The following is a 25,305-nucleotide window of genomic DNA, read 5'->3' as shown; positions in this document are numbered from 1 at the left end:
TCAGCGGGTCGCGGAGTGGGTGAAGGCGACCTGCAGCGCCTGCATCAGACGGTCGAGCAGGAAGCCGATGATGCCGATGGTCAGCACGGCGACCATGATGCGGGCCAGCGAGTCGGAGGAGCCGTTCTGGAACTCGTCCCAGACGAACTTTCCGAGCCCCGGGTTCTGGGCGAGCATCTCGGCGGCGATCAGCACCATCCAACCGACGCCGAGCGACAGGCGCAGACCGGTGAAGATCAGCGGCAGCGCCGACGGCAGCACCAGCTTGGTCAGCTTCTTCAGCGGCGACAGGTTGAGCACCCGGCTGACGTTGAGAAGGTCCTTGTCGATCGAGGAGACGCCGAGCGCGGTGTTAATCAGCGTTGGCCACAGGGAGCACAGGGTGACCGTGATGGCCGAGACGACAAGCGACTTGGGCAGCGCGTCGACGGCGTTCACGTAGAGCGCAGAGACCACCATCGTCACGATCGGAAGCCAGGCCAGCGGCGACACCGGCTTGAAGATCTGAATCAGCGGATTGACCGCGCCATTGACCGTCGGCCACAGCCCGCAGGCGATCCCGAGCGGCACGGCGATGAGCGTCGCAACCAGGAAGCCGATCGCCACGGTCTTCAGGCTGGTCAGGATCTGGTCGAAATAGGTGGGCCGCCCGGTGTAGTCGCGCCATTTGACGCGGTCGCCGTGGCCGGCCTCGACCAGCTTGGCGTTGCGCGCTTCCTGGCGCTCGTAGAAGGTCTGGGCTTCCTGGCGTTCGGCGACGTGTTCGCCGTAGAGAGCCTGGGCCTGGTGCCACACCGCTGCCGGGCCGGGGATGGCGCCGAGCGAGGTCTTCACCTGCGGCGCGAACACCGCCCAGGCCGCGAGGAAGGCGAGAATGCCGATCAGCGGCAGCAGGAACTGGCTTCCGACCGCCTTGAACTGGCTCGGCGAGCGGTCGCCGGCCGCGATACGGACGAACGGGACGAGCCATCCGAACCCGAAGCTGGACATCGGCCGCGAGATGCGATCGACGGTGGCAAGGCGTGCGGTTCGGCGCTGGGTCGAACGAGCCTTCGGTGCGGCATCGACAAAGTCGTCGGCGATGGTCATGGCGTCAGGTTCTCGATAGCTGGAACGTGCGGGAGGGCGAACGGGATCGGGCGCGAGGCGGACATCAGCCCCCGACCACCTCGGTGCCCTTGATCTTCTCCGAGCCCTTCAGCCCGACAGACAGCCCGTCGATGTAGTCGTTGGGCTTGCGGCCGTCGTATTCCACGCCGTCCAGGAAGGCATCCGTCGGCGCGCGGTAGCCGTCGGTGTCCCAGGGGAAGTCCGCCTCGTCGGCCAGGCCTTCCTCGACCAGCAGCCGCGCCGCCTTCAGGTAGATGTCCGGGCGATAGACCTTCTTGGCGGCCTCGTCGTACCAGCTGTCGGGCTTGGCCTCGGGGATCTGGCCCCAGCGCCGCATCTGCGTCAGGTACCAGACCGCGTCGGAATAGAAGGGATAGGTCGCGTTGTGGCGGAAGAAGACGTTGAAGTCCGGAACCGGCCGCTTGTCGCCCTTCTCGTATTCGAAGGTCCCGGTCATGGAATTGGCGATGACCGCCGCGTCCGCACCGACATAGTCCGGCTTCGACAGGATCTCGACGGCTTCCGCGCGGTTGGCGTTGTCGTTCTCGTCGAGCCAGATCGCGGCGCGGATCAGCGCCTTCGTCACGGCGAGCGCGGTCTGCGGGTTCTTCTCGGCAAACTCGGCGGTGATGCCGAAGACCTTCTCCGGATTGTTCTTCCAGATTTCGTAGTCGGTGATCACCGGCACGCCGATTTCCATGAACACGGCCTGCTGGTTCCACGGCTCGCCGACGCAGTAGCCGTGGATCGTGCCGGCCTCGAGGGTCGACGGCATCTGCGGCGGCGGCGTCACGGACAGCAGCGCGTCGCCCTGGATCTGGCCGGTGGTGTCGTTCTCACCGTAGTAGCCCGGATGGATCCCTCCGGCGGCGAGCCAGTAGCGCAGTTCGTAGTTGTGGGTGGAGACCGGGAAGACCATGCCCATCTTGAAGGGCTTGCCCTGCTGCTTGAACGCGTCGACCACCGGCTTGAGCGCCGCCGCGGAGATCGGATGCTGCGGCTTGCCGTCCGCACCGGTCGGAACGTTCGGCCTCATCATCTCCCAGACATCGTTGGAGACGGTGATCGCGTTGCCGTTCAGGTCCATGGAGAACGGCGTGATGATGTGCGCCTCGGTGCCATAGCCGATCGTCGCGGCAAGCGGCTGGCCGGCCAGCATGTGGGCCCCGTCGAGTTCGCCGGTGATCACCCGGTCGAGCAGCACCTTCCAGTTTGCCTGGGGCTCGAGGGTCACGTAGAGCCCCTCGTCCTCGAAGAAGTGCTTCTCATAGGCGATGGCGAGCGGCGCCATGTCGGTCAGCTTGATGAACCCGAAGGTGAGTTCGTCCTTCTCCGGCAGCAGCATCTCGGCCGATGCGGCGCCGACGTGCAGCCCGAAGAAGGCCGCGACCGCGGCTGCGGCCATGCGCCCGAAGCCCGTCGTTGTCCGGGTCCCGCTCATCACTTCGCTCCTCGCTTCCGGCACGCTTGGAGAGCGCGCACAAACCAAAAAAGCCGCCCGACCAGTCGCAATTCTCCCTTGACGCGAGAACGGACGATCGGCGGCGGTGCCAATGGCGCCCCAACGGTGAGGTCGCCAGCTATGTGTCGTGAGGGACGTTGAACTCGGGCGAGGCCTTCGTTGACCCGGAAGCGCCCGTTGCTGCGGCGGGATTGTCCACGCCGTCTAATTTCCAAAGGTTACAAACAGCGCATCGGGGCGGCAAGGCTAAGCTTTGTGCACCTGCGCTCAGAGTTTTTGCAGTGCGGGGCCGACCACATGCAAGGCCGTGCAAGACCGACGTCGCGTGCAAGCGCCGGGAAGCCCCAAGCCGGTCAGATATCCACGCCCAGCGACCTCAGGTAGGCTTCGACGTCGTCCGGGTCGAAGAGCCGGCCGTCGAAAAAGCCGTCCGGCCCGAGCACCATGCGGCCCGAGCTCGAGGCGACCGGCGTCGCCGCCCGGAGCGCGCCCTCGACCTTCGCACTCGCATTGGGCAGATCTGCCGCGATCGCGCTGAGCGCAGCCCGGTAGATGTCCGGCCGGTAGACCATGCGCACGGCGTCGGCGTCGTCGCGCCGATACGGGATCTGGCCCCAGCGCACCATCTGCGACCAGAACCATAGGGCGTGGCTCTGCCAGGGGAAGTTGGCGGCGTGGTCGTGCAGGACGAGAAAGTCTGGCACCTCGACCGCCGCTGCGCCGCGCCGGCGCACGATCCGCCCCTGCAGGGCGCGCAGCAGGAGCTCGGCATCGCCGCCCACGTAGGCGGGCTGGGCGAGGATGCCGGCAAGGTCTGCGTGGTTCGCCGGATCGGCGGCCCATCGCGCGGCCCGGTGGAGCGCCCGAAGCAGCGCGCCGAGGCGCTCCGGGTGGTCGTCGGCGAATTGCTTTCGAAGCCCGAGCACCTTGTCGGGGCCCTGGCGCCAGAGCGCCGACTTGGACGCGACGATAACGCCCACGCCGCGGTCCACGGCGGTCGAGTTCCACGGTTCGCCCACACAGAAGCCGTCCACCTGCCCTTCGGCAAGCGCATCGACCATGTAAGGCGGCGGGAGGACCACCAGCCGGACGTCGGCATCCGGATCGATCCCGGCCGAGGCCAGCCAGTAGCGAAGCTCGTAGTTGTGGCCGGAGAACGGATAGACGGTGGCGAGCGTGAGCGGCGGCGCGCCGTCGGCCCGGCGCCGCGCGACGTGGCGGGCGAGATGACCGACCATCGTCGCGGGATCGGCGTCGATGTCGGCGCCCCCGGCTTCGAGCGCCGACCAGAGCCGCTCCGACAGCGTGATGGCGTTGCCGCCGAGCCCCAGCGAGAACGGCGCCACCATCGGCACCTGGAGGTGGCCGCCGGCACCGAGCGTGGAGGCGATCGGCAGCGGCGCGAGCATGTGCGCGGCGTCGAAGTGGCCGAGCATGGCCCGGTCGCGGATGTTGGCCCAGGAGGTTTCGCGGACCAGGGAGAGGCGGAGGCCTTCCGCTTCGGCAAAGCCTCGTTCGGCCGCCGCCACCACGATGGCGCAGTCGACCAGCGGGATGAAGCCGATCGTCACCGTGCGGCTGTCGTCGCCGCAGTTGCCGTCCAGGGCCATGTGGGCGGTAGGGGCCATCATTTTCATCCAAGCAGCTTCGACGCGGTCACCAGTCCCTGGGCGATGTCGGCGACCCTGCGGCTTTCGTTCATGGCCGTCTTGCGCAGCAGCGCGTACGCCTCCTGCTCCCCGATCCCCCGCGTCTTCATCAGGATCCCCTTCGCCTTGTCGATGACCTTCCTGTCCTCGAGCGCCTGCTTCGTCCGGTCCAGTTCATCGCGAAGCCGGTTGAAGGCATTGAAGCGACTGATCGCCATGTCGAGGATGGGCTTGACACGTTCCTTGCGCAGCCCGTTGACGACATAGGCCGACACGCCGGCATCGATCGCCGCCTCGATCGAGGCGGTATCGGAGCGGTCGACGAACATCGCAACGGGACGACGGACCGTCCGCGAGACCTGGAACATCTGCTCCAGAACGTCGCGGTTCGGGTTCTCCAGATCGATGAAGACGACGTCCGGATCCACCTCGACGATCTGGCGCAGCAAGCCGCGCATCTCGGTGACGACGGTCACGTCGCCGTGGCCGGCCTCGCGCAGGCCGTCCTCGATGATCGAGGCGCGAACGGCGTTGTCGTCGATCACCAGGACTCGAAAGGATGTGTCGGCCATGCCGCAATCTTGCGCATGCTCAGTCAGAGTGCAATGCAGCAATTCGCCAAAGCTTGTTGCTCTGACGGGCCTCGTACATCGAGCGGCTCTCACGCCGCCACGCTAGCGACGAACGTAACCGCTGCCTTCGCCGGACCCGGCGGGCGTCACCATGCCTTTCTCTGTGGCAATGCAGTCCATGGGAATGTCGTGCGGCTGAGGATGGATCGTGGGAACCGCCTGCAAGGCATAGCCGACGCCGAGAATGCGAGGCTTGGGATCCCAGCTCGCGAGCGTTCGGTCAAAGAATCCGCCGCCATAGCCGAGCCGATAGCAGTTCGGATCGAACCCCACCACCGGCGAGATCACAATATCGGGGACAATGGCCGGCCCGGCGGCGGGGATCGGAATGTTCCAGATGCCCCGTGCGAGCGGCTCGCCCGGCGACCAGGCCCGGAAGATGAGTGGCTTCGTCTTCTCTACAACGACCGGCAGCGCCGTCCTGCCACCCCGCGAGACCACCCATTGCATCAGGTCTCGCAGATCCGGCTCACCTCGGAACGGCCAATAGGCACTGACGGTCAGCCCAGCGGGATCGCCAATCGCCTCCTTCAGCCAACCTGCGATAGCCGCTCCATGGGCACACTTGACCGCCCGGCTGATCGCGAGACGCTTGGCAATAAGGCGCGTGCGCTCCGCCTTTCGCCAGCGTCCAACGTCTATTTCCTGCTGCCGGTCGGCCGTCATCCCGGCGTAGGCCGGATCGATCTCGTGCATGAAACAGGGCGGCGACGCGAAGCAGGAACACTCCTCATCGTCAGAACCGCTCATCGGCCATGTCCTCCGATATCTTCAACTCGTCTCTGATCGGGCCGGGCGACGATGGCCTGAAACGCTCCCCTTTCATCAGGATGACTCCGTTGTGCCCGGCGACACCGAGCTCGAGGCTCTCGGCGATGCGCCTGGCCCTCTCCATGAAATGCTCGGCCGCCACGGGCTCGCAGATCTGCCGCACCGTCTCCTCGAACAGCGTGATCCAGCGATCGAAATGCTGTGCATCGACCGGGAGGGGCATATGCTTCTCCATCGGCCTGCCGCTGTAGCGTCCGGTCAGGAGGGCGACTGACGACCAGAAGTCACACAGGCGCTGAAGATGTGCCTCCCAGTCAGCGATGCGCTTGGAGAAGACGGGGCCAAGCAGCGTGTCCCCGCGCACCTTTCCATAAAAGGTGCGGACAACCCTCTCGATCATCGCGTCGTCGATGCCGGTTCGGCGAACGATCTCGGTCGTGACCTCAGCACGGCGCTCACTTTGATCCATCCGTCTCTCCACGATGTCCGTCCTCTTGGTTCCGACCTCAGGAGGCCGGATGGTCGGCTGTGATTGCCGGGCCGCGCACCTGGGCCGCGACGGGGATGTCGGCCAGGAAGTCGCGCTCGCGCAGCATGATGTCGCCCAACGAATAGCGATCGAGCGTCTCGATGAAGGATCGCAGTGCCTGATTGAGGACGTTCGGTAGACGGCAGCAGTTGGTGATGACGCACTGGCTGCCGGTAGCGAAACATTCCACCAACGCAAAGTCGGGCTCCGTGGCGCGGACGACTGCGCCGAGATTGATCTCCGCGGGTGGTTTAGCCAAGGCGAAGCCTCCTGATCGGCCCCGCACGCCCTTTAGGAACCCCGTCCGCACCAATTTTTGGACCACCTTCATGAGATGCGCTCGCGAGATGCCATAGGTGGTCGCGGCCTCCTCGATGGTGATCAGGCGCCCATCGACGCTGGCCGCGTACATCAGCACACGCAGTGAGTAGTCGGAGAACGTCGTTAGGCGCATGTCGCCTCCCAAAGATGCACATCAAATGCATCTTATGAGCAAGACTGTCCCCGATGCAACATCGTCAGCCGGCGTCCCTGTCCAGCAACTGGTGGCGATTCAGCCACTGCGGGCGGACCGGCCTTCGACCGCCTCAATGATCGGATGTTGGAGAAGAGCCGGCTTGCCGACGAGCGCATCGAGCAACTCCATCGCGCGTGGCCGCGACACCACGAGCGAGAGAGGGAACGCGGGCTTCAGCGGACTGGCCGACCTGCCGGGAATGAGCGAAGGCGTCGCGATCCTAAGGCGGTCTCCGCGCCGGTCCGCGCCCAGCTCCAGTAGCTCGAGCGCGGACGTTGCGATCTGGTCGAACGGAACGCGCACCGACGTCAGGGGCGTCGGCAGACGACTGACCAGCGGGATGTCGTTGTAGCCGACGAGGGAGATGTCGTCCGGCACGGAGCACCTGGGTCGGGCGTGATAGGATCATCGACGGCCTGTGCAACGCGCCGCGTCAAGCCGCCGAAGTGGCGGTGCCAATCGCCGCGATTGGGCTGGTGATCGCCGTCGCCGTGCAGTCGAACCTGGCGCTGAAGTTCGCCGCCTCGCTGCTGTCGCTGTCGGAGGGATCCATCTACGCCTCCCTGGCCCTTGCCATGGTTGGCTGCAAACGGCGCTGAGGCAGCTGAGAGCCTACGTCCAGGTTGGTGACGTCAAAATCGACGATTTCAGAGTTGGCAAAGACCCCATCCTCAGTTTCACTGGAAAGAATTTCGGCCAGACCCCTGCTTCTCGCTACTCTCACAGCTCCAGTTGGCGGCTGGTCGAAGATGCGGAAAGGCTTAGGTCTATCAACCTTCAGATCAGTGGGCCGATGGCCGATTTGCCAACCAACGCCACAACCACTCAAGCCACACAGATCCCGACCCTTACCGAAGAAGTCTACGACGCCATCATGAGCGGGAAATGCCAATTCGTGGCATTTGGCGTAGTTCGATATCGGGACATATTTGGGATTCGCCGGAGGGTCATTTTTAGGCACGTCTTGATTCCGGAGCGAAGCGGCGACAGCGTGGCTTGGTTCAATCTCTGCAAGCGAAACAACCGCAGCACCTAGCCCCACCACCATCGCCAACGCGAACAGACCCGCCCTGATCATCCCCGCACCCTTGGTGCGCTTGATACATAAGGCCGGAAAAGTGGACCAACTTCATCGAGCGCCACGAGATCAAACGCGACTGACGCTCTGCCCAAGCAAGCCGCATGAGTGTTCCCCCTCGCCGCGCGGCTGATCGCGGCCGGGACGGCCGGGATCTGCGCGGCAACGCCGGGCGAGGCGGAAGTCTTCGCGAACGCCGGCATCCGCGACATTCTGCTGACCTCGAGCTTCGCGAGCCGGAAGGCGATCGCCCGGGTGTCGGCCATTGCCGCCGCGGGCGCTCGTTCCGAGGCCGCCGTCGACCGGGACAGGGTAGATCAGCTGGGAAACGGCGGGACGGCCCGGATAGGAGAAATAGTTCCGCTTGACGTAGTGAAGCTGAGGCACCCGCGCCTCGCGGTAGCCTTCGGTGACGCTTGCGATCGCCGGGGCCCCGAGACCAGCGGCGTTGACCACGACATGCGGCGACCGATGCGGTGCATCTCCGCCAAATCACCATTGACGGATCGGTCGCGGCCACGAAATCATCCGGGCTCCTGTCCACCGGCGACGGGCACGCGCTGGGGAGGGACGGATGGCCGATCGAGACGAGAGGACCCTGCTCCTGTCGCGCCTGTCGCTGCGGCAGCTCCAGATCCTCTCCACGGTCGCCGAGCATGGCAGCATCCTGCACGCCACCCGCAGCATGAACATGACCCAGCCGGCGGTGTCGCGGGCGGTGATGGAGATCGAGCGGATCGTCGGCCAGCCGCTGTTCGTCCGCTCGCCGCGCGGCGTCAGCCCGACGCCCGCCGGCGAGGTGTTCGTCTCCCATGCCCGCGCAGCCCTCTCCTCCATGCGGGTGGCGGCCCAGGAGATCGACGACCTGCAGCGCGGCCATGCCGGCCGGCTGACCATCGGCACGCTGCCCAACGGGGCGGGCGGCCCGCTGCCCCAGGCGCTGATCGAGGCGCGCCGGGAACGGCCGGGGCTGATGGTCACCGTGGTCGAAGGCCTCTACCAGCAGATGGCGGCAAGCCTGCGCTCCGGCGATCTGGACTTCGTCATCGGCCGGCTGCGGCCCACCGACGGCGGCGACGGCTTGACGACCCAGCCGCTCTACCGCCAGCGCTGGGGAGTGTTCGCTCGCGCCAGACATCCCGCCCAGCTGGCCGGAGCCGCTACCCTCGCCGACCTTCTCGACGCACCGTGGATCCTGCCGGCCGCCAGCGCCCCGGTGAGATCGATGATCGAGAGCGTGTTCTACCGGCGCGGCCTGCCGCTGCCCCGCGACCGCATGGAGATCAGCGCGCTGGGGATCGCCCGAACGCTGCTGCTGGAATCCGACGCCGTGATGTTCCTGCCCGTCGGCACCTTCCGCCGCGAGGAGGAGACCGAAGCGCTGGTGCAGCTTGCCCTGGGCATCGACGAGGTGGTGGAGGAGGTCGGCCTGTTCTGGCGCGAGGGCGCCCAGCGCCGGGCGCTGGAGCTGTATTTCGTCCGGCTTCTGGAGACCACCTGCAGCCAGATGGGGCTGGCGCCTAGCGATATGCAGATCCGGCATATCTCAAAGTAGATTTTTCATAAAATGCACATATCCGAGGCATGCTAGCCTTTTCCGCAAATCCAAGGGGAACGGGAGACCTGGCATGAAACGGATGGCAATGGCGGCGTTCGCCGTGACGCTGGCGGCCGGACCGGCCGCCGCGCAGACCTACAGCATCGGCACGCTGCCGCAGGGATCGCTCGCCTACACCGTGGGAGCGGCGGTGGCGCGGGTCGTCACCGAGGCGACGGGCCTGCAGATGCGGATCGTGCCTGCCGGCGGACCGGACGCCACCATCCCCCAGGTGCAGATGGGCGACCTGGAGTTCTCCATCGCCTCCAGCGACATGGTCGCCGCGGCCTATGCCGGCGCCGACCAGTTCTCCGGCCACAAGATGGACGGGCTCCGGGTAGTGGCGAACCTGCTGCCGTTCTCGTCGGGCTTCGTCGTCAAGGCCGACAGCGACATCAAGGCGCTCGCGGACCTGAAGGGCAAGCGCGTCGCCGGCCAGTTTCCGCAGCAGCGCGTGCTCGCCAACTACGAGGCGTCGACGCTCGCGACCGTCGGCATGAGCATGGACGACGTGACCGTCGTGCCGGTACCGAACGGCATCCGCGGCGTCGAGGCGTTCATGAGCGGCAGCGTCGATGCGGCGATCTTCTCGCCCGGCTCCGGCATCGTCTCCCAGGCCGACGCATCGGTGGGCGGCGTGCGCTTTCTGCCGGTGCCCGACACCAAGGAGGCCGACGCGACCATCCGCAAGCTGACGCCCGGCGCCTATGTCGCCACCGTCGCGCCGCGGCCGAACCGGCCGGGCATCGAGGGACCGACGCCGATGATGTCCGGCACCTTCGTGCTGTTCGCCGGACCGGAGGTCAGCGACGAGGTGGTGGCCAAGGTGGCGCAGGCGATCTGGGAGAAGCGCGAGGCGCTGGTCGGCATCTTCCCGGGCTTTCGCGAGATGACCGGCGCCCTGGTGACCCAGCCGGTCGCCGACGTGCCGTTCCAGCCGGCGGCCGAGGCCTACTTCACGCAGGCCGGCATCGGCGGCAAGTAGCGCCGTTTCCGATCGGGTGAACCGCCGCCACGGCGGCGGGCAGCGCATCGCGGCGAGGGGCCGGACATGTCGACCACAACTGAGCTGCCGGCCGACGGCATCGAGACCGGCGCCGCCCGCCTGCCCGGCGGGCGCCTGACCGGGGCGATCACCGCGACGTTGGCCGGACTGATCCCGGCACTGTCGGTCGCCTGGGCGATCGACGTGCCGCGCCTCCTCGGCGTCGCCTTCTACAACGAGCAGTTCGTCGCGGCCTTCCTGGGCATCGCGCTGGCCGTCGTCTACCTGTCGCGGCCGCTTTCCGGCGGAGAGCGCGGCCGGCTGCCCTGGTACGACGCGATCGCCGCCGCCGCCGCGCTGGTAGCGGCCGGCTATGTGGCGCTCTACTACCCGTCGCTGCTGGAGCGGCTGTGGATGCGGCCGACCGACGCCCTCGTCGTCGGCGCCGTGCTGCTGGTGCTGACACTGGAGGGACTGCGCCGGGCGGCGGGGCTGGCGATGCTGGTGCTGGTGCTGGCGAGCATCGGGTTCGCGTTGCTCGGCCACCTGGTGCCCGGCGCCCTGCAGGGCCGCCACGTCTCGCCCGAACGGCTGGTCGTCTACCTGAGCAACGACAGCGGCGCGCTGCTGGGCCTGCCGCTGCTGATCGTCGCCACCGTCGTGGTGTCCTTCGTGCTGTTCGGCAACCTGCTGAATCAGGCCGGCGGCGGTGCCTTCTTCACCGACCTCGCCATGTCGCTGATGGGGCGTTATCGCGGCGGCCCGGCGAAGGTGGCGGTGACCGCCTCGGCGCTGTTCGGCTCGGTCTCGGGCAGCGCGGTGGCCAACGTCGCCTCCACCGGGGTGATCACCATCCCGCTGATGAAGAAGGCCGGGTACCGGCCGCACCAGGCCGGCGCCATCGAGGCCGTAGCCTCCACCGGCGGGCAGCTGATGCCGCCGGTGATGGGCGCCGCCGCCTTCCTGATGGCGGAGCTGCTGCAGATTTCCTACGCCGACGTGGTGCTGGCGGCGCTGGTGCCGGCGCTGCTCTACTACGCCGCGCTGTTCATCCAGGTGGACCTGCTCGCCGCCCGCGACGGGCTGGTCGCCGCCGACCCGAAGACCCTCCCGCGGATGCGCGCGGTGCTGGCCTCCGGCGGCATTTTCGCGCTGCCGTTCGCGGTGCTGATCTACGCGCTGTTCAGCCTCAACCAGCAGCCGGAATACGCCGCCGTTCTCGCCGCGGCGACGGTGGTGGTCATCGGCCTCGGCCTGCGGCTGCGCAACGGACCCGGCGGCATGGGCCTGTCGCTTCGGGCTCTGCCGGGCGTGCTCGCCTCCACGGGGCTCGCGGTCACCGACATCGTGATGATCGGCGCGGCCGCCGGCATCGTCATCGGCGTGATGAACGTCTCGGCGCTGGGGTTCGCCATCACCCTGTCGCTGGTCGGGCTCGGCGCCGGCAACCTGCCGGCCCTGCTGATCATCGCGGCGGTCGCCAGCATCGTGCTGGGCATGGGCATGCCGACGCTGGGCGTCTACCTGCTGCTAGCCACGCTGATCGCCCCGGCGCTGGTGGAGGTGGGCATCCAGCCGATCGCCGCCCACCTGTTCGTGCTCTATTTCGGCATGATGTCGATGATCACGCCGCCGGTGGCCATCGCGGCGTTTGCGGCGGCGAGCATCAGCGGCGCCGGGCCGATGCGCACCGGATGGTCGGCGATGGCGTTCGGCTGGTCGGCCTATGCGATCCCGTTCATCTTCGTCTGCTCGCCCGCCCTCCTGCTGATCGGCGATCCGGGCAACGTGGTGCTTGCCACCGCCACGGCGCTCGCCGGCGTGTGGCTCGTCTCCGCCGCCGTGGTCGGCCGGCTGTTCGCCCGGGTGGCCCCCGTGCAACGGCTGCTGCTGGCGGTGGCCGGCCTGCTCCTCCTCATCCCGCACACCGACACGCTGCCGCTGTGGACCGACCTTGCCGGCGCCGCCCTGGGCGCCCTGCTGGCGCTGTGGAACCTCCGCACGGCGCTGGCCGCACGGTCGCCCGCCCCGGCCGCCGACCCAATCGTGGAATCCGCATGACCCGCCGTCCGAACTTCCTCGTCATCATGACCGACCAGCAGCGGTGGGACCACCTCGGCTGCTACGGCAACACCCAGGTTCGCACGCCAACCATCGACGCGATCGCCCGGGGCGGCACGCGCTTCGACCGCTTCTACGTCTCCAACCCGATCTGCCAGCCGAACCGCGCCTGCCTGGCTACGGGACAGATCTCCACCGTCAACGGCTGCCGCCAGAACGGCATCCCGCTGTCGCCGGAGAGCGTCACCTATGCCGACGTGTTGCGGTCGGCCGGCTACCGCACCGCGCTGGTCGGCAAGGCACACTTCCAGAACGTCACCAACATCCCGGCGCCGCCGCGGAAATCCGGCGGAAGCGGCGACGAGATCGCCGCCGACGTGCACCGGTCCTGGCGGACCCAGCGCACCGGCGCGGGCTACGGGCTGGAGGCGCGCAGCCGCTGGCACGCCGATCCCAACTCGTCGCTGCCGGAGCCCTATTACGGCTTCGAGCACGTGCGCCTGTGCATCGGCCACGGCGACCAGGTGGACGGCCACTACACCGGCTGGCTGCGCGAGCGCCATCCAGACCCCGACAGCCTGCGCGGGCCGGAGAACGCGCTCGACCGCGAGAGCGAGCGGACCGCCCAGTGCTGGCGGACGGCGGTGCCCGAGGCGCTGCATCCGACCCGCTACGTGGCCGAGGAGGCCTGCCCCTTCCTGGAGGCCCAGACGGCCGACGACCCGTTCCTGCTGGTGATGTCGTTCCCGGATCCGCACCATCCGTTCACGCCGCCCGGCCGCTACTTCGACATGTACGACCCGGCGGGCCTCGACCTGCCGGCCTCGTTCGCGAGCCCCGTGCGCGACCGCAACGACCTGCCGGAAGCGGTGCTGGAAGCCTACCGGATGGGCGACACCGACCCGAACTCCCACTGGCCGTACCACGTCGACGCCGCCGGAATGCGCCGCATCCTGGCGCTGAACTACGGCTCGATCTCGTTCATCGACGACGAGCTGGCGCGGGTAATCGCGGTGCTCAAGGCACGCGGGCTCGACCGCGACACGGTGGTCTGCTTCATGTCGGATCACGGCGACTACATGGGCGACCACGGCACCGTGCTGAAGATGGGCCTGCACTATCAGAGCGTCATCCGGGTGCCGTTCCTCTGGCACGATCCGCACGCCGAGGGCGGCGCAGCCACCACCGCCATCCAGGCGAGCGCCATCGACTTCGCGCCGACGCTGCTGCAGCGGGCGGGCCTGAAGGTGCCGGTGGGGATGCAGGGGCGCGACCTTTTCGCGGCCGATGCGGCGAACCTGCCGGTGGTGGTGGAGGATCCGGGCATCTCGGTGTTCGCCGATGCCGACGCGCGCTCGGCGATCCTGTCGGTGGTGCACGACGGCTGGCGGCTCAGCCTGTTCGAGCAGGCGCCGGGGCGCGGCGAGCTCTACCATTTCGCCGAGGACCCGGACGAGATGGCCAACCTCTGGGACGCCTCCGAGGCATCGGCCCGCAAGGCCGACTTGCTGGAGAAGCTCTGCCTGCGCCAGCTGGCGCTGCGCGACATGCGACTCTGTCCGACCGCGAGAGCCTGACCCGTCACAGCAAAGGCGTTTCCATGGTCGAGATTGCCCGTCGTTGTGTTCGCTCTCGCCTGGCAACGGCCCTAGCCGCTTTGCTTGTCGTGGTCCCCGCACCCGGCATGGCGCAGGTCTCGCAGTCGCAGGGCGTCGCCGTCACGACCACCGGCTCCTCCCCCGGCACGGTGAACGTCACCGGCTTCGACGGGACGGTGCCGATCTTCCTGCAGACGACCGGCGGCTGGTCCATCGATGCCAGCGGCGACGGCGCCAGCGTCACGCTCACCGGCACGCAGGTCGCGACGACCGGGCTTCCCACCACCAGTCCCGCCCCCAATGCGCTGGTCGACTTCAATGCCATCGGCGCCAGCGCGATCGACACCACCTCGACCGTCACGGCCGGCGCGGGATCGGTCACCGTCGCGACCGGCACGTCGGCCGCGAGCACCGTCACGCTGAGCGGGCAGCCCGGCAGCTCCGATGCCCCCGCCGGGCTGTCGGCGGTGTCACAAGGCGCGGACGGGTTTCACGGATCGAGCGCCACGATCACCGACGGCGTCTACACCACCGAGCTGGCCGCCAGCGGCACCTATTCCACCACCACCTTCAGCGGAACGTCCGGCGGCGCGGTGGGCCTGATGCTCGGTGCCGGCACGACGATTTCCGTCTCCGGCAGCGGCACGGGCGCTCAGACGGACCTGCTGACGCCCACTCTCGTCGGCGTGTCGGCCGCCTCCCTCGGCGGCGACGGGACCATCGGCTTCTACACCACCGGCGTGGACCAAAGCCCGACGCCCTATCCCGGCAACGGTGGCGCCGCCGGCACGGTCGCCGTCGCGACGGTGGCCGGCACGTCCATCACCGTCACCCAGGCGGGCGCGGGCAGCAACGCGGTCGGCCTCAGCGCCGTATCGCGCGGCGGTAATGCCGCCGCCGGGAACCTCATCACGACGGAGGACCACTATGTCTCCGGCTCGGCCGGGGCCGCCGGCGCCGTCACCGTCACCCATGCCGGGCGCATCGAGGTGAACGCCCCGGCGGGAACCGGCATCTATGCCCTCTCCATCGGCGGCAACGGCAACATCAGCGGCGGCGTCCCCGAGCCGACCGCCGAGGGCGCGACGCCGAACCCCGCCCCGGCGAACGGGCAGGCGGTCACCGTCACGCTGCAGGCGGGAGGCTCGGTCCTCCTCGACCAGGCGGGCATCGGCGTGTTCGCCTTCAGCCGGGCGGGCGACTGGACTCCGACGGGCGCCTTCGTCTCGCCGCTCGGTGGAGCGGTATCGGTCACCCTCGACCAGGGTTCCTCCGTCACGGTGACCGGATCGGCCGGGGCGACCTCTGCCCCGTTCGCCTTCGGCATCCTGGCCGTCAGCGCGGGCCAGTCGCTGGTCAGCGACCCGCTGATCGGCGAGGGCAGCGGGCAGGGCTCAGGGTCGGCGGGTTCCGTGACCCTTTCCAATGCCGGCCAGATCAGCACGTCCGGCGAGCTAAGCGCCGGCATGGCGGCGATCGCCATCGGCGGCGCCCCGCTCGTCGCCACCGCCCAGAGCGGCACCAACAACGTCGGCAACTCCGGAGCGACGCAACCTGTCTTCGGCGGCACCGTCCAGGTCACCAACACCGGCACGATTTCCACCGAGGGCGACAGCGCCTACGGCATTGTGGCGATCAGCGCCGGGGGCGGCGGTGTGGTCCGGAACGAGGCTGTCGCCACCGTGTCCGGGTCTGCGTGGACCGCCGGCACCAGCCTGGGCGCCGCGACCGACAGCGACACGCCTCCCACCAGCGCGGGCGCCGTCACCGTCACCCACTCCGGATCGATCGCGACGGGGAACGGCGCGGGCGGCGGCGATGCCGCCTTCGGCATCCTGGCCCAGTCGATCGGCGGCAGCGGCGGCACGGTGGGCGGCAGCCAGGCGCTGCAATATCTCGGCGACAGCTCCGGCGGCGGCGGCAGCGGCGGCCCCGTCACCGTCACCCTGCAGGGCTCTGCTAGCGTCGAGAGCCGGGACAAGAATGCCCACGGCGTGCTCGTCCAGTCGATCGGTGGCGGCGGCGGCAACGGGGCGAACAGCTCCGCCGCCTTCGTCGCGGTGGGCGGAAGTGGCGGGTCGGGTGGCTGGGGCAACACCGCGACCTTCACTTCGACCCCCTCCGCCGGGGGGCGTATCGCGGTGACCACCCTCGGCAACTACGCGGCGGGCGTCTTGGTCCAGTCCCTCGGTGGCGGCGGCGGCAATGGCGGGATGGCGGACTCCGCCGGTATTTTCTACGACAAGGCCGTCGGCGGTATCGGGGGCAGCGGCGGCGGGGGCGGCACGGCGGGGGCCTACAACAACGCGGGCAGCGCGATCACGACGGTCGGCAATCAGGGGCCGGCGATGCTGGTCCACTCGGTGGGCGGCGGGGGCGGCACCGGCGGCGCCGCGACCTCCTACAGCGCCGGGGTGTTCTTCACCGTGGCCGGGGCCATGGGCGGGGCCGGAGGCGGCGGCGGCGCCGGAGGCCTGGTGACCGGCATCAACCACGGCAGCCTGTCGACGGGTGTTGCGGCAAGTGCCTTGGCGAACGTCGCCTTCGTCGCCAACACCGGCACGCTGTTCGCCACCCTGCCCGACGGCACAGATATCGCCGTCTATTTCACCAGCGGCGGCATTTCCGGCGGCGTTCCCTTCGGCACCCTCCAGTCCATCACGCGGAGCGACGGTTCGGTGGTCAGCAACGTCAGCCTCTCCGGCAACACCCTCAGCGGGACCACCCAGAACTCCAGCACCCCCTACTCCGTGACGCTGTCGGGTGCCGGCATTTACCAGGCCGTCGCCACCGACAGTTCGGCCTCGCTGGTGAGCGGCCTCATCGTCGGCACGGAGTTCGTCGTTCCCACCAATTCTCCCAATCCCAACGGCGCCGATTCCGACGGCATGGTCGTCCAGTCGATCGGCGGCGGTGGCGGCAAGGGCGGGGCGGCCGCCGCCAAGTCGCTGGTTCTGCCACTGCCGGGAGTGCGGCGCCTGGGCATCGCGATCCCCACCGTCGGCATTTCCTATGCCGTCGGCGGCTCCGGAGGCCCGGGCGGCAACGGGGGCGGCGTGACGGCCGGCAATTATGCCACCATCACCACGTTCGCCGACAGCGCGCGCGGCGTTCTTGCTCAGTCAATCGGCGGCGGCGGCGGCAGCGGCGGCGATGGCACGGCCTCGTCCCTGGCCATCCAGTCGGCGGGGTTCGACGTGCAGGTCAGCGTCGGTCTCGGCGGCAGCGGCGGCGTGGCCGGCTCCGGGGCCACCGTGACGGCCTTCAACGGGGCAAGCGACGGCAGCGAAGCCGGCACGATCGCCACCTACGGCCAGTACTCCGCCGGCATGATGGCCCAGTCGATCGGCGGCGGAGGCGGCGTCGGCGGCATTGGCACCGCCAGCCTGTCCACCCCGACCCTGCACACCGAAGCCGGTTCCGCCAACAAGTTCGCCATTTCCGTCGGCGGCTCCGGCGGCGCCGGCGGCCAGGGCGGGTCGGTGTTCGTCTCGAACTATCCCGGCAGCTCGATACGGACCTTCGGATCCACCGCGCCGGGCATCCTGGCGCAGTCCATCGGCAGCGGCGGCGGCGCGGGCGGCGGCGGTTCGGCCACGGGCAGCGGCGGTCAGATGGACATCGACGTCTCGGTCGGCGGCTCCGGCGCCGGCGGTGGCAGCGGCAGCGTCGTGCAGGTGGAGAACGCCGGCCTGATCCAGACGGCCGCCGGCTCGTCGCACGGCATCATCGCCCAGTCGATCGGCGGCGGCGGCGGTTCGGCCGGGACGGCGGACGCCTCCGCCGGTGCGGCGAAATGGTACGACACCATCAATTCGTCGGTCGCAGCCCTGCTGTCGATGAGCAACAGCTACAATGCCGACGTCTCCGTGGGCGGCACCGGGGGCACCGGGGGCGACGGCGGATCGGCATCGGTCACCAACTCCGCGGGATCGATCGCCGGGCAGACGTGGACCCCCGGCATCGCGACCTCCGGAAGCCGCTCCTACGGCATCCTCGCCCAGTCGGTCGGCGGCGGCGGCGGAACTGGCGCGGCGTCCACGGCCTCGTCGCGCTCGGCGCCGCGCGTCATCCTCGGCAGCAGCGGCACCTATACCGCCAACGTCATTGTCGGGGGCGGGGCGGGGTCGGCCGGCAATGGCGGCGCCGCGACCATCACTAACGACGGCGTCGTGACGACCGGCGGCTACGGCGCGGCGGGGCTTGTGGCGCACGCGATCGGCGGCAGCGGTGGCATCGGCGCCGACGGAAGCGTCGACAGCGATCTCACCGTGACGCTCGGCGATCAGCTCAGCTATGCCAATCCCGGAACGGGCTACTCCGGTGGAGTCGCGAACGTGGTGAACGCCACCGGCGCCGGCATAATGACGATGGGCCGGGACGCGCCGGCGATCGTTGCCCAGTCCATCGGCGGCGGCGGCGGCATCGCCAGCGCCGGCGACGATTCCTTCGCGACCATCGGCGGCGGACAGGCGGGAACCGCGACCCACACTCTGCTTGTCGGCGGGACCGCCTACGAGGATGCCGCCACGTACGGCCAGCCCGCCAATCCGGCCGCCCTTGCCAAGGTCACCCACTCCGGCGCGATCGTCACCCACGGCGACTGGTCGCACGGCATCGTCGCCCAGTCGATCGGCGGCGGCGGCGGCATGGCGTCGGCCTACACCACCGAGTCCGTGACCGTCGCCACGACCATCGGGGTCGCCCGAACGCCCTCTTACGGGACCTTCGGCAACTATGCCTACGGCGACGGCGGCGAAGTGATGATCAGCCTGCCGACGTCGGGCCCAGCCGCCGAAATTTCCACCGGGACAGGCACCCCGACGCCCGGCTATCTGCAGCGCACCGGCTATTCCGCCTACGGCATCGTTGCCCAGTCGATCGGCGGTGGAGGCGGCATTGCCAGCGAAAACAGCGCCGCCGGCACCCTTACCACGGGTTCGATTGCCGTCGGCGGCAACAACTATGGCAGCGGCGGCCCCGTCCTCGTGGGCGGCAATGCGACCGTGACCACCATCGGCGACACCGCCCACGCGGTGCTGCTGCAGTCGATCGGCATGGGCGGCGGCGTTGGCGGCCAGGGCAGCAGCCTCACCGCCGACAGCCCGGCCGCCACCAACGCGGTGAGCCTGTCGCTCAATCCGCAGACGGAATACATGCAGGGCAACGGCGGGGCGATCGGACTGGACTCCATTCTGACGATCCAGACCGGTGGCGCCGACGCATACGGCATCCTCGCCCAGTCCATCGGCGGCGGCGGCGGCCTCGCCTTCGCGCAGAACGCGTCGCTTACCCAGACATCGATCGGATCGATCTATGACAGCCCCACCTACCAGCTCCCCTCCGATGGCGGCGCCGTCGGGCTGGAGCTCGCGGCGGGATCCTCGATCTCGACCAGCGGCGACCGCGCCCATGCCATCGTCGCGCAATCGATCGGCGGCGGCGGCGGCATCGCCGGCTACGCCTCGAATTCAACGCTCCTGCTGTGGAGTGTCCTTGGAGAGGTCAGCTCCAACCAGCTCGGCACCGGCGGCAAGGTGACCATCGACGTCGATGCCGGCATCGTCACCACCGGCGCGGGGGCCTACGGCATCCTCGCGCAATCCATCGGCGGCGGCGGCGGGCTGATTGCCCGCAACGGCACCCTGTACGCGGGCTCGGCCGGAAATTCCGGTCAAGGGGGTGGCGAGATCATCGTCACCCAGGCCGGCTCCGTCCAGACGACGGGAGCGGATTCGGTGGCGATCTTCGCCCAGTCGACCGAAGGGGACATACCGAACACCATCGACATCACGGTCAACGGGGCCATCGTCGGCGGCAGCAACAATGGCAAGGGCATCTGGGTCGACGGCGGGCTGAACAACGCCGTCGTGGTCGGCTCATCCGGATCGGTCAGCGCCGCATCCAACACCGCCATCTTCTACACCGGCGGCGGAGAACTCGTCGTGGGCAACTACGGCTCGGTGACCGGCAGCGTCCTCATCGACGGCAGCACGTTCACCAACTACGGCACCTACAACGTCGGCGACGCGTCGAGCGTCGAGGGATACTTCACCCAGGACACGGCCGGCACGCTCACCTTCAATTTCGGGACGAGCACGTTGCCGCGGCTGACCGTCCAGTACGACACCAATCTCTACGGGACGGTCAGGCCGATCGTCTCCGGCTGGCTGCTTCCGATCGCCAACGCGGTGATCGCGCCCGGCCCGGGCGCCGCCGTCTACAACTACTACGCCGCCACGCCGTCGACGCCGATCTTCGGCTGGAACTACGCCCAGCCGGAGCCGTTCGGCACCTTCTACATGACGCCGTTCGCGACCTTCGCATCGGCAGCCGGCGGCCTCGACGCCAACGAGCAGTCGGCCGCGGCCTACCTCCAGGGCCAGTGGAACGCCGCCAACCCCAATCTCGCCGGCTTCTTCGCCGCGCTCTATTCCGGCATCGACACCCAGGCCGCCTACCAGACCATGCTCGACGACATGTCGCCGGCCGGCTCCGAGACGTTCGCGACCCAGCTTTCCGATGTCTCAGGATCCATTCTCGGGGCAGCCATGAGCTGCCCGGCGTTCGAAGGCACCTCAACGCTGATCGGCGAGGGAACCTGCGTCTGGGCAAAGGGCGGCGGCGGCGTCATCAACCGCTACGATACCGGCGGCAGCGTCTCCAGTTGGGCGACGGGCGCCGGCGGCCAGAAGGAAGTCGGCGGCGGCTGGGCCGTCGGCGGCATGCTCGGCACCGATGTGTCGCGCGCCTCCGGCGGCAGCGTGTCGGGCACCGGCACCAGCTACTACGGCAGCCTCGCGCTCAAGCGGGTCGACGGCCCGTGGACGCTGGCGCTCGGCGTGGCCGGCGCGGTCGGCACCTCCGAGATCGACCGCCACGTCGAGACGGACGGCCTCACCGTCTCCAGCGAATCGACGTCCTATCTCATCGGCGTCCGCGCCCGGGCCGCCTACGACGTGGCGTTCGAGCGGTTCTACGTCCGGCCGATGATAGACCTCGACGTCTATCACCTCTACACGCCCGGCTACGCGGAGGAGGGCGCGTCGGCGTTCGCGCTCAGCGTCGACGCAAGCCACCACACCGGCGTGACGGTGTCGCCCGCCGTCGAGGTGGGCTTCCGCCGCGACGTCGACGCGCAGACGATCCTGAGGGGCTTCTTCAGCATCGGCGCCTCCGCCACGCCGACGCCGGACCGCGTCATCGACGCGTCGCTGGTGCTGGCCGGCACGCCGGACCGCTTCTCCACCGAAATCGAGACGCCGGCGGTCGTCGGCACGCTGACGGCGGGGCTACAGCTCTATCAGGACAGGGGATGGGACGTGCGCGGCGAGACCCAGCTGCGGGCCGGCGACGATTTCCTGAGCGTCGGCGGCCAGCTGCGGCTGTCCTACCGCTTCTGAGCATCGATGGAACTCACAAGCCGCTTCGTCATCCGGAGGCCCGTCGCCCGGAAGCTTCGAACGAGGAGTCATGTGGCAACCGATGCCAGGGCGGCGGTTGCCAGCAGCCTCTCAATCGCGGTCACGAATTCCACGAATCCGTGCAGCCACTGGACCGAAAATCGCCACTCGCGAACCCGAAGGCACGACCGGCCCGTCGCCCGATCGTGGAACGGTCCAACTCACCTGTTGTTCTATTCGGGGCTGATCGGCGAACAGAAAGAAACGAGGCTTCACACGGGCCCGCAACCGGTGGCCGGCCGCGACCCGTGCCGCATGACCGCCCCCGGTGCCGGACCGGCCTAAAGCTCGACGACCGGGGTGAAGCCGCCAAAGATCAGCCGCCTGCCATCAAACGGCATCGGGTTCTGGTCCGGGTCCATACGGGGGTCGACCTTCGATGGGTCCACCATCATCTCTTTCATTTTCGTCATCGCCGCGTCGCGTGTCGTCTTGTCGGGCCATTCAATCCAGGAGAAGACGACCGTCTCATCGTCGTTGGCCTGCACTGCCTTGCGGAAATCGGTGACATTGCCGGCGGGCACGTCGTCGCCCCAGCATTCAAGGATGCGGACAGCGCCAAGCTCGACGAATACGCCATTTGCGCTGTTCGCATGGTCGATGAATTTCTGCTTGTTGGCAGTCGGAACCGCGATCACGAAACCATCGATATACGGCATATCCTCTCTCCTCCCCGCCAAGCGTCTCGCCGACGTTCGCTCAGGCGTCTCTCGTGGCCGCTTCGAGCATGGCAATGTCGATCTTCTTCATCGTCATCATGGCTTGCATTGCGCGTCGGGCCTTGTCGCGGTCGCTTCCGGTCGTCAACTCCATGAGGAGACGCGGCGTGATCTGCCAGGAGTAGCCCCAGCGGTCCTTGCACCAGCCGCAGGCGCTCTCGCTGCCGCCATTTCCTACGATCGCGTCCCAGTAGCGGTCCGTCTCTTCCTGGTTTTCGGTCAACACCATGAAGCTGACGGCTTCGTTCGGCTTGAAGTTCGGGCCGCCGTTCAGGCCCAGGAAGGACCGGCCGAGCACCGTGAACTCGACGGTCAATTCATCGCCTTCCTGCCCGCCAGGATAGTCGGCTGCAGCCGCGTTCCGCCGATCGACGTGACTGTTTGGAAAAGTGGCGGCGTAGAACTCCGCCGCGTTCCTCGCTTCCCCGTGGTCGAACCACAGACACGTGACAAATCCGGTCATCTGAATTCTCCCTACCGTCTTGGTTCTCCGACACAATTAGGGGCGGGTCCCCCATCCATATCGGATCAATCGAAGAGGGCGGCGCTCACCTTACTTCCGGTCACGGGCATCTCCATCTTCTTCTGCTCTGCGTGACACGATAGCGGCAGCTCATCCCACTCGTCGCGGCCATTTCCATGGTCTGTCTGGCGCAGGTGAACGCCTGCTCCGCCTCGGCATCGATCCGCCCTCGACCGGTTCGACGCATCCAGGATTGTGCCCGGTCACGCCCGACACATCGAGCATATCGTCAGTCCGTACCGCCGCCGAGTATGGAAGATCGGGCAGACCTTGTGAGTTGTAGACCTGCATATTCGAAACGACGCACGTCCGCCGCTGGATCGAAGAGGCGTCCCTCCGGTTCGCCGCCCCGCCCCGGATCGCCAGCGCCTCGACGGGCTGGATGGCGCCGGCCGCGGGTGCGCGCTGGCTCCCGGTCGGCGATACCGCGGCCTCGTTCGATCCTCTGTCGTTCCACGAAATGACCGCCGCTTTGTCGACGGCCGCAGCCGGGGGAGACGCCGTCGCCGGCGCGCTTTCGCGGATCCCGTCCGCACCGGCAGCATACGCTTCGAAGGTGGCCGACCGGGTCCAGCGCTTCCTTCTGGCCCGTCCCGGCGTCTATCGGCACGAGACGCGCTTTTCCAACCGGCCGTTCTGGCGGAGACGCCTGAAAGAGACGGAGAAGCGTCGTCCTGCCGTGGATGGAGTGTGCTCTCCCACCCGAACCTTGGCACCAGCAGACACCATGTGCAGGCATTCAGACCGGATCACCCGATGCGATCACGCCACGTGGCTGCGACGCTGAGGACAGGGCCCCCGCTCCCGAGGCCAGCCGAAACCGCCGTCAGATCAGGAAGGAGAGCGTGAAGATCGGCTTGTCATTGTTCGCAAGCACGACCTTCTTGCTGTTCATCCTGAACTCATTGCCGACACGCCTGAGCGCGTACTCGTTCCGGGTGGCCCAGATGGTCTCGCCGCGGCCGCAGTATTCATAGACGATCGCGTTGCTGGCGACCCTGATCTTCTCTCCGTCGTCATCGAGCAGCTCGATGTTGGAGACCACCCGTGCGAGCTGCGACGGTGGCGTCTGGGTGTATCGCTTGCCGGTCTTCAGCTGCTTGATCCGGAGCGCGATCCGTGACCGGTTGTCGTAGATGAACGACATCTCCTGGTCCGGATCGGGATGCGCGCCGTTGGCGGGAACCCAGTAGATCGCCTCGTCGTCCCACAGCGCTTCCCAGTCATCGTAGGCGTGCGTGTCCTGCAGCCGTGCCTCGCGGTAGATGAACTGACTGACGTCCCGGAGCGTGTCACCCGAAGCCAGCATCACACGGCCTCCATCATCGACTTGTAATGGCGCCAAATGCCACGCGACGGCAGGTCGTCCGTCGAATGGGCAATGGTGTAGCCGTCCGCGTCGTGGCTTTCCCGGTGCATGCCGCGTTCGAGGAACAGCCACTCGGGATCGTTCATCGCCAGGCCACGCTGGTTCCGCTCGTACATCTCCGTGTCGTCGGCGAGCAGGAAGCCGGCCGGTCCGACGGAGCCCATGGTCTGCTGGCGCAGGCGCCGGTTGAAGTCCGGCGCACCCTTGAACTGCAACGCGGTGACGTGCTGGATCGTCTCGTCGACGGCGATCGGCTGGATGACGAACAGCTGGATCTCGGCGATGAAGAGGTTTGGGAAGATCATGATGTGCGGGGTGCCGTCGATCATGATCTGCCGCGCCTTGTCGGCGCCGTAGGCCGCTTCCATCCGAGCGGCGTAGTCCGAAAGCCGCTGCGGCGTCGTCCCGAACCAGCTCAGGACCTCGTCGCGCTTGCGGAACTCCGGGCGCAGGTCGACTTCCGTGTGCCCGTTCCCGAAGTCGCGCGTCACCGCCGTCGAATCCGGTCCATAAAGCTCACCGATCTTGCTGTCGGCGACAGAGAAGATCGAAGCGTGCACGAAGCCCGGATGATAGCCGTCGCACTCGTTCTCCAGGATGAACTTCCAGTTGGCCTTGGTGCGGTGGTGGAGGAAGCCGGCGGTGACCTCGATCTCGCCGTCCGGCGAATTCTCGCACAGCCGGTCGATCGCCGCGGCCGCGCCGCCGAGGTGCTCCTCCAGCGACGGCCCCTCGGGGGCCATACGGCCAAACACGAAGCCCTTGTAGATCGCCACCCGCGGAACCTGGCCGAGGCCAAGCTGCGATTTGTCGGCATCCTGATAGCCCTCGGGGAAGGCAAAGCCCATCAGGCGGCCATCGTTGGCGAAGGTCCACGAGTGGTACGGACAGGTGAACGAGGAGCGGTTGCCCTTTTCCGTGACGCAGACCGTGTTGCCGCGATGCGGGCAGCGGTTCTGCAGAAGTCGAACCTCCCCCTGCCGATCCCGCACCATGATGACGGGAAGCGGGCCAATCGACTTCATCACGAAGTCGTTGCGCTCGGGGATCTCGCTGATATGGCCGACATACACCCAGGTGCGAAACCAGATCTTTTCCAGCTCGGCCTTGAAAATCTCCGGATCGGCATAGAGGGACCCGTGGACACGGCCTGGCTCGATCAGGTTGGACCAGCTCAGGTTCGGCGTGGCGATGTTCATCTCGTGATACCCCGTCTGTCTCGACCCACCTCAGAACGGTGGT

General features: G+C 68.0%; 17 protein-coding genes and 1 pseudogene. 6 read left to right on the top strand and 12 right to left on the bottom strand.

Translation table 11 applies throughout. The features are described 5' to 3' along the window. The 8 genes and pseudogenes from ACSSVZ_RS02295 to ACSSVZ_RS02260 all read right to left on the bottom strand — a co-directional run. Positions 1-1,089 (bottom strand): ABC transporter permease, encoded by a 1,089-nt coding sequence (locus ACSSVZ_RS02295; RefSeq protein ID WP_453967994.1) that lies wholly within the window; start codon positions 1,087-1,089, stop codon positions 1-3. Positions 1,090-1,153: 64 nt separating this feature from the next. Further along, positions 1,154-2,515 carry a CmpA/NrtA family ABC transporter substrate-binding protein gene (locus ACSSVZ_RS02290; RefSeq protein WP_453968026.1) on the bottom strand — a complete coding sequence of 454 codons (1,362 nt, stop codon included), beginning with the start codon at positions 2,513-2,515 and terminating at the stop codon, positions 1,154-1,156. Between the two features lie 410 nt (positions 2,516-2,925). After that, positions 2,926-4,209 carry a CmpA/NrtA family ABC transporter substrate-binding protein gene (locus ACSSVZ_RS02285; RefSeq protein ID WP_453967993.1) on the bottom strand — a complete coding sequence of 428 codons (1,284 nt, stop codon included), beginning with the start codon at positions 4,207-4,209 and terminating at the stop codon, positions 2,926-2,928. Then, on the bottom strand, positions 4,206-4,793 hold the full coding sequence (locus ACSSVZ_RS02280) for an ANTAR domain-containing response regulator (RefSeq protein ID WP_453967991.1): 588 nt from the start codon (positions 4,791-4,793) through the stop codon (positions 4,206-4,208). The genes ACSSVZ_RS02285 and ACSSVZ_RS02280 overlap by 4 nt, the downstream gene beginning before the upstream one ends. A gap of 102 nt (positions 4,794-4,895) precedes the next feature. Continuing rightward, the gene (locus ACSSVZ_RS02275; RefSeq protein ID WP_453967990.1) at positions 4,896-5,603 is read right to left on the bottom strand and encodes a 5-formyltetrahydrofolate cyclo-ligase; all 708 of its coding nucleotides are present in this window, start codon (positions 5,601-5,603) and stop codon (positions 4,896-4,898) included. Then, a complete protein-coding gene (locus tag ACSSVZ_RS02270) occupies positions 5,590-6,093 on the bottom strand; it encodes a group III truncated hemoglobin (protein WP_453967988.1) in 504 nt (167 codons plus the stop codon). The genes ACSSVZ_RS02275 and ACSSVZ_RS02270 overlap by 14 nt, the downstream gene beginning before the upstream one ends. Positions 6,094-6,130: 37 nt before the next feature. Further along, entirely contained in the window at positions 6,131-6,607 is a 477-nt protein-coding gene (locus ACSSVZ_RS02265; RefSeq protein ID WP_453967986.1) for an RrF2 family transcriptional regulator, read from the bottom strand. Positions 6,608-6,841: 234 nt separating this feature from the next. Beyond that, positions 6,842-7,051: pseudogene (locus tag ACSSVZ_RS02260) on the bottom strand (substrate-binding domain-containing protein); the annotation flags it as partial. Positions 7,052-7,122: 71 nt separating this feature from the next. Here ACSSVZ_RS02260 and ACSSVZ_RS02255 point away from each other — a divergent pair. The 6 genes from ACSSVZ_RS02255 to ACSSVZ_RS02230 all read left to right on the top strand — a co-directional run bounded on the left by ACSSVZ_RS02255 (position 7,123) and on the right by ACSSVZ_RS02230 (position 21,392). Continuing rightward, on the top strand, positions 7,123-7,269 hold the full coding sequence (locus ACSSVZ_RS02255; protein WP_453967984.1) for a hypothetical protein: 147 nt from the start codon (positions 7,123-7,125) through the stop codon (positions 7,267-7,269). 1,053 nt (positions 7,270-8,322) lie between these two features. After that, positions 8,323-9,303: a LysR family transcriptional regulator gene (locus ACSSVZ_RS02250; RefSeq protein WP_453967983.1), complete on the top strand. Its 981-nt coding sequence runs from the start codon at positions 8,323-8,325 to the stop codon at positions 9,301-9,303. A gap of 73 nt (positions 9,304-9,376) precedes the next feature. Beyond that, a complete protein-coding gene (locus tag ACSSVZ_RS02245; RefSeq protein ID WP_453967982.1) occupies positions 9,377-10,330 on the top strand; it encodes a TAXI family TRAP transporter solute-binding subunit in 954 nt (317 codons plus the stop codon). 66 nt (positions 10,331-10,396) lie between these two features. Next, positions 10,397-12,391 carry a TRAP transporter permease gene (locus ACSSVZ_RS02240; protein WP_453967981.1) on the top strand — a complete coding sequence of 665 codons (1,995 nt, stop codon included), beginning with the start codon at positions 10,397-10,399 and terminating at the stop codon, positions 12,389-12,391. Next, positions 12,388-13,968, top strand: coding sequence for a sulfatase family protein (locus ACSSVZ_RS02235; protein ID WP_453967980.1), 1,581 nt, complete (start codon positions 12,388-12,390; stop codon positions 13,966-13,968). The genes ACSSVZ_RS02240 and ACSSVZ_RS02235 overlap by 4 nt, the downstream gene beginning before the upstream one ends. A gap of 107 nt (positions 13,969-14,075) precedes the next feature. Then, positions 14,076-21,392 carry a hypothetical protein gene (locus ACSSVZ_RS02230; protein WP_453967979.1) on the top strand — a complete coding sequence of 2,439 codons (7,317 nt, stop codon included), beginning with the start codon at positions 14,076-14,078 and terminating at the stop codon, positions 21,390-21,392. A gap of 341 nt (positions 21,393-21,733) precedes the next feature. On the opposite strand, the gene ACSSVZ_RS02225 is transcribed toward ACSSVZ_RS02230, so the two are convergent. The 4 genes from ACSSVZ_RS02225 to ACSSVZ_RS02210 form a co-directional block, all read right to left on the bottom strand. Continuing rightward, complete coding sequence (locus ACSSVZ_RS02225) at positions 21,734-22,111, bottom strand: DUF1428 domain-containing protein (protein ID WP_453967978.1); 378 nt, start codon at positions 22,109-22,111, stop codon at positions 21,734-21,736. A 40-nt stretch (positions 22,112-22,151) separates the two neighbouring features. After that, positions 22,152-22,634, bottom strand: coding sequence for a VOC family protein (locus tag ACSSVZ_RS02220; protein ID WP_453967977.1), 483 nt, complete (start codon positions 22,632-22,634; stop codon positions 22,152-22,154). Positions 22,635-23,520: 886 nt separating this feature from the next. Beyond that, positions 23,521-24,003 carry an aromatic-ring-hydroxylating dioxygenase subunit beta gene (locus tag ACSSVZ_RS02215; protein WP_453967976.1) on the bottom strand — a complete coding sequence of 161 codons (483 nt, stop codon included), beginning with the start codon at positions 24,001-24,003 and terminating at the stop codon, positions 23,521-23,523. Next, a complete protein-coding gene (locus ACSSVZ_RS02210; protein WP_453967975.1) occupies positions 24,003-25,262 on the bottom strand; it encodes an aromatic ring-hydroxylating oxygenase subunit alpha in 1,260 nt (419 codons plus the stop codon). The genes ACSSVZ_RS02215 and ACSSVZ_RS02210 overlap by 1 nt, the downstream gene beginning before the upstream one ends. Positions 25,263-25,305: the final 43 nt, after the last annotated feature.

It is taken from the genome of Amorphus sp. MBR-141, from assembly GCF_053628695.1.
The sequence above is the reverse complement of the archived record's forward strand: the minus strand, read 5'-3'. Positions and strand labels throughout refer to the sequence as shown.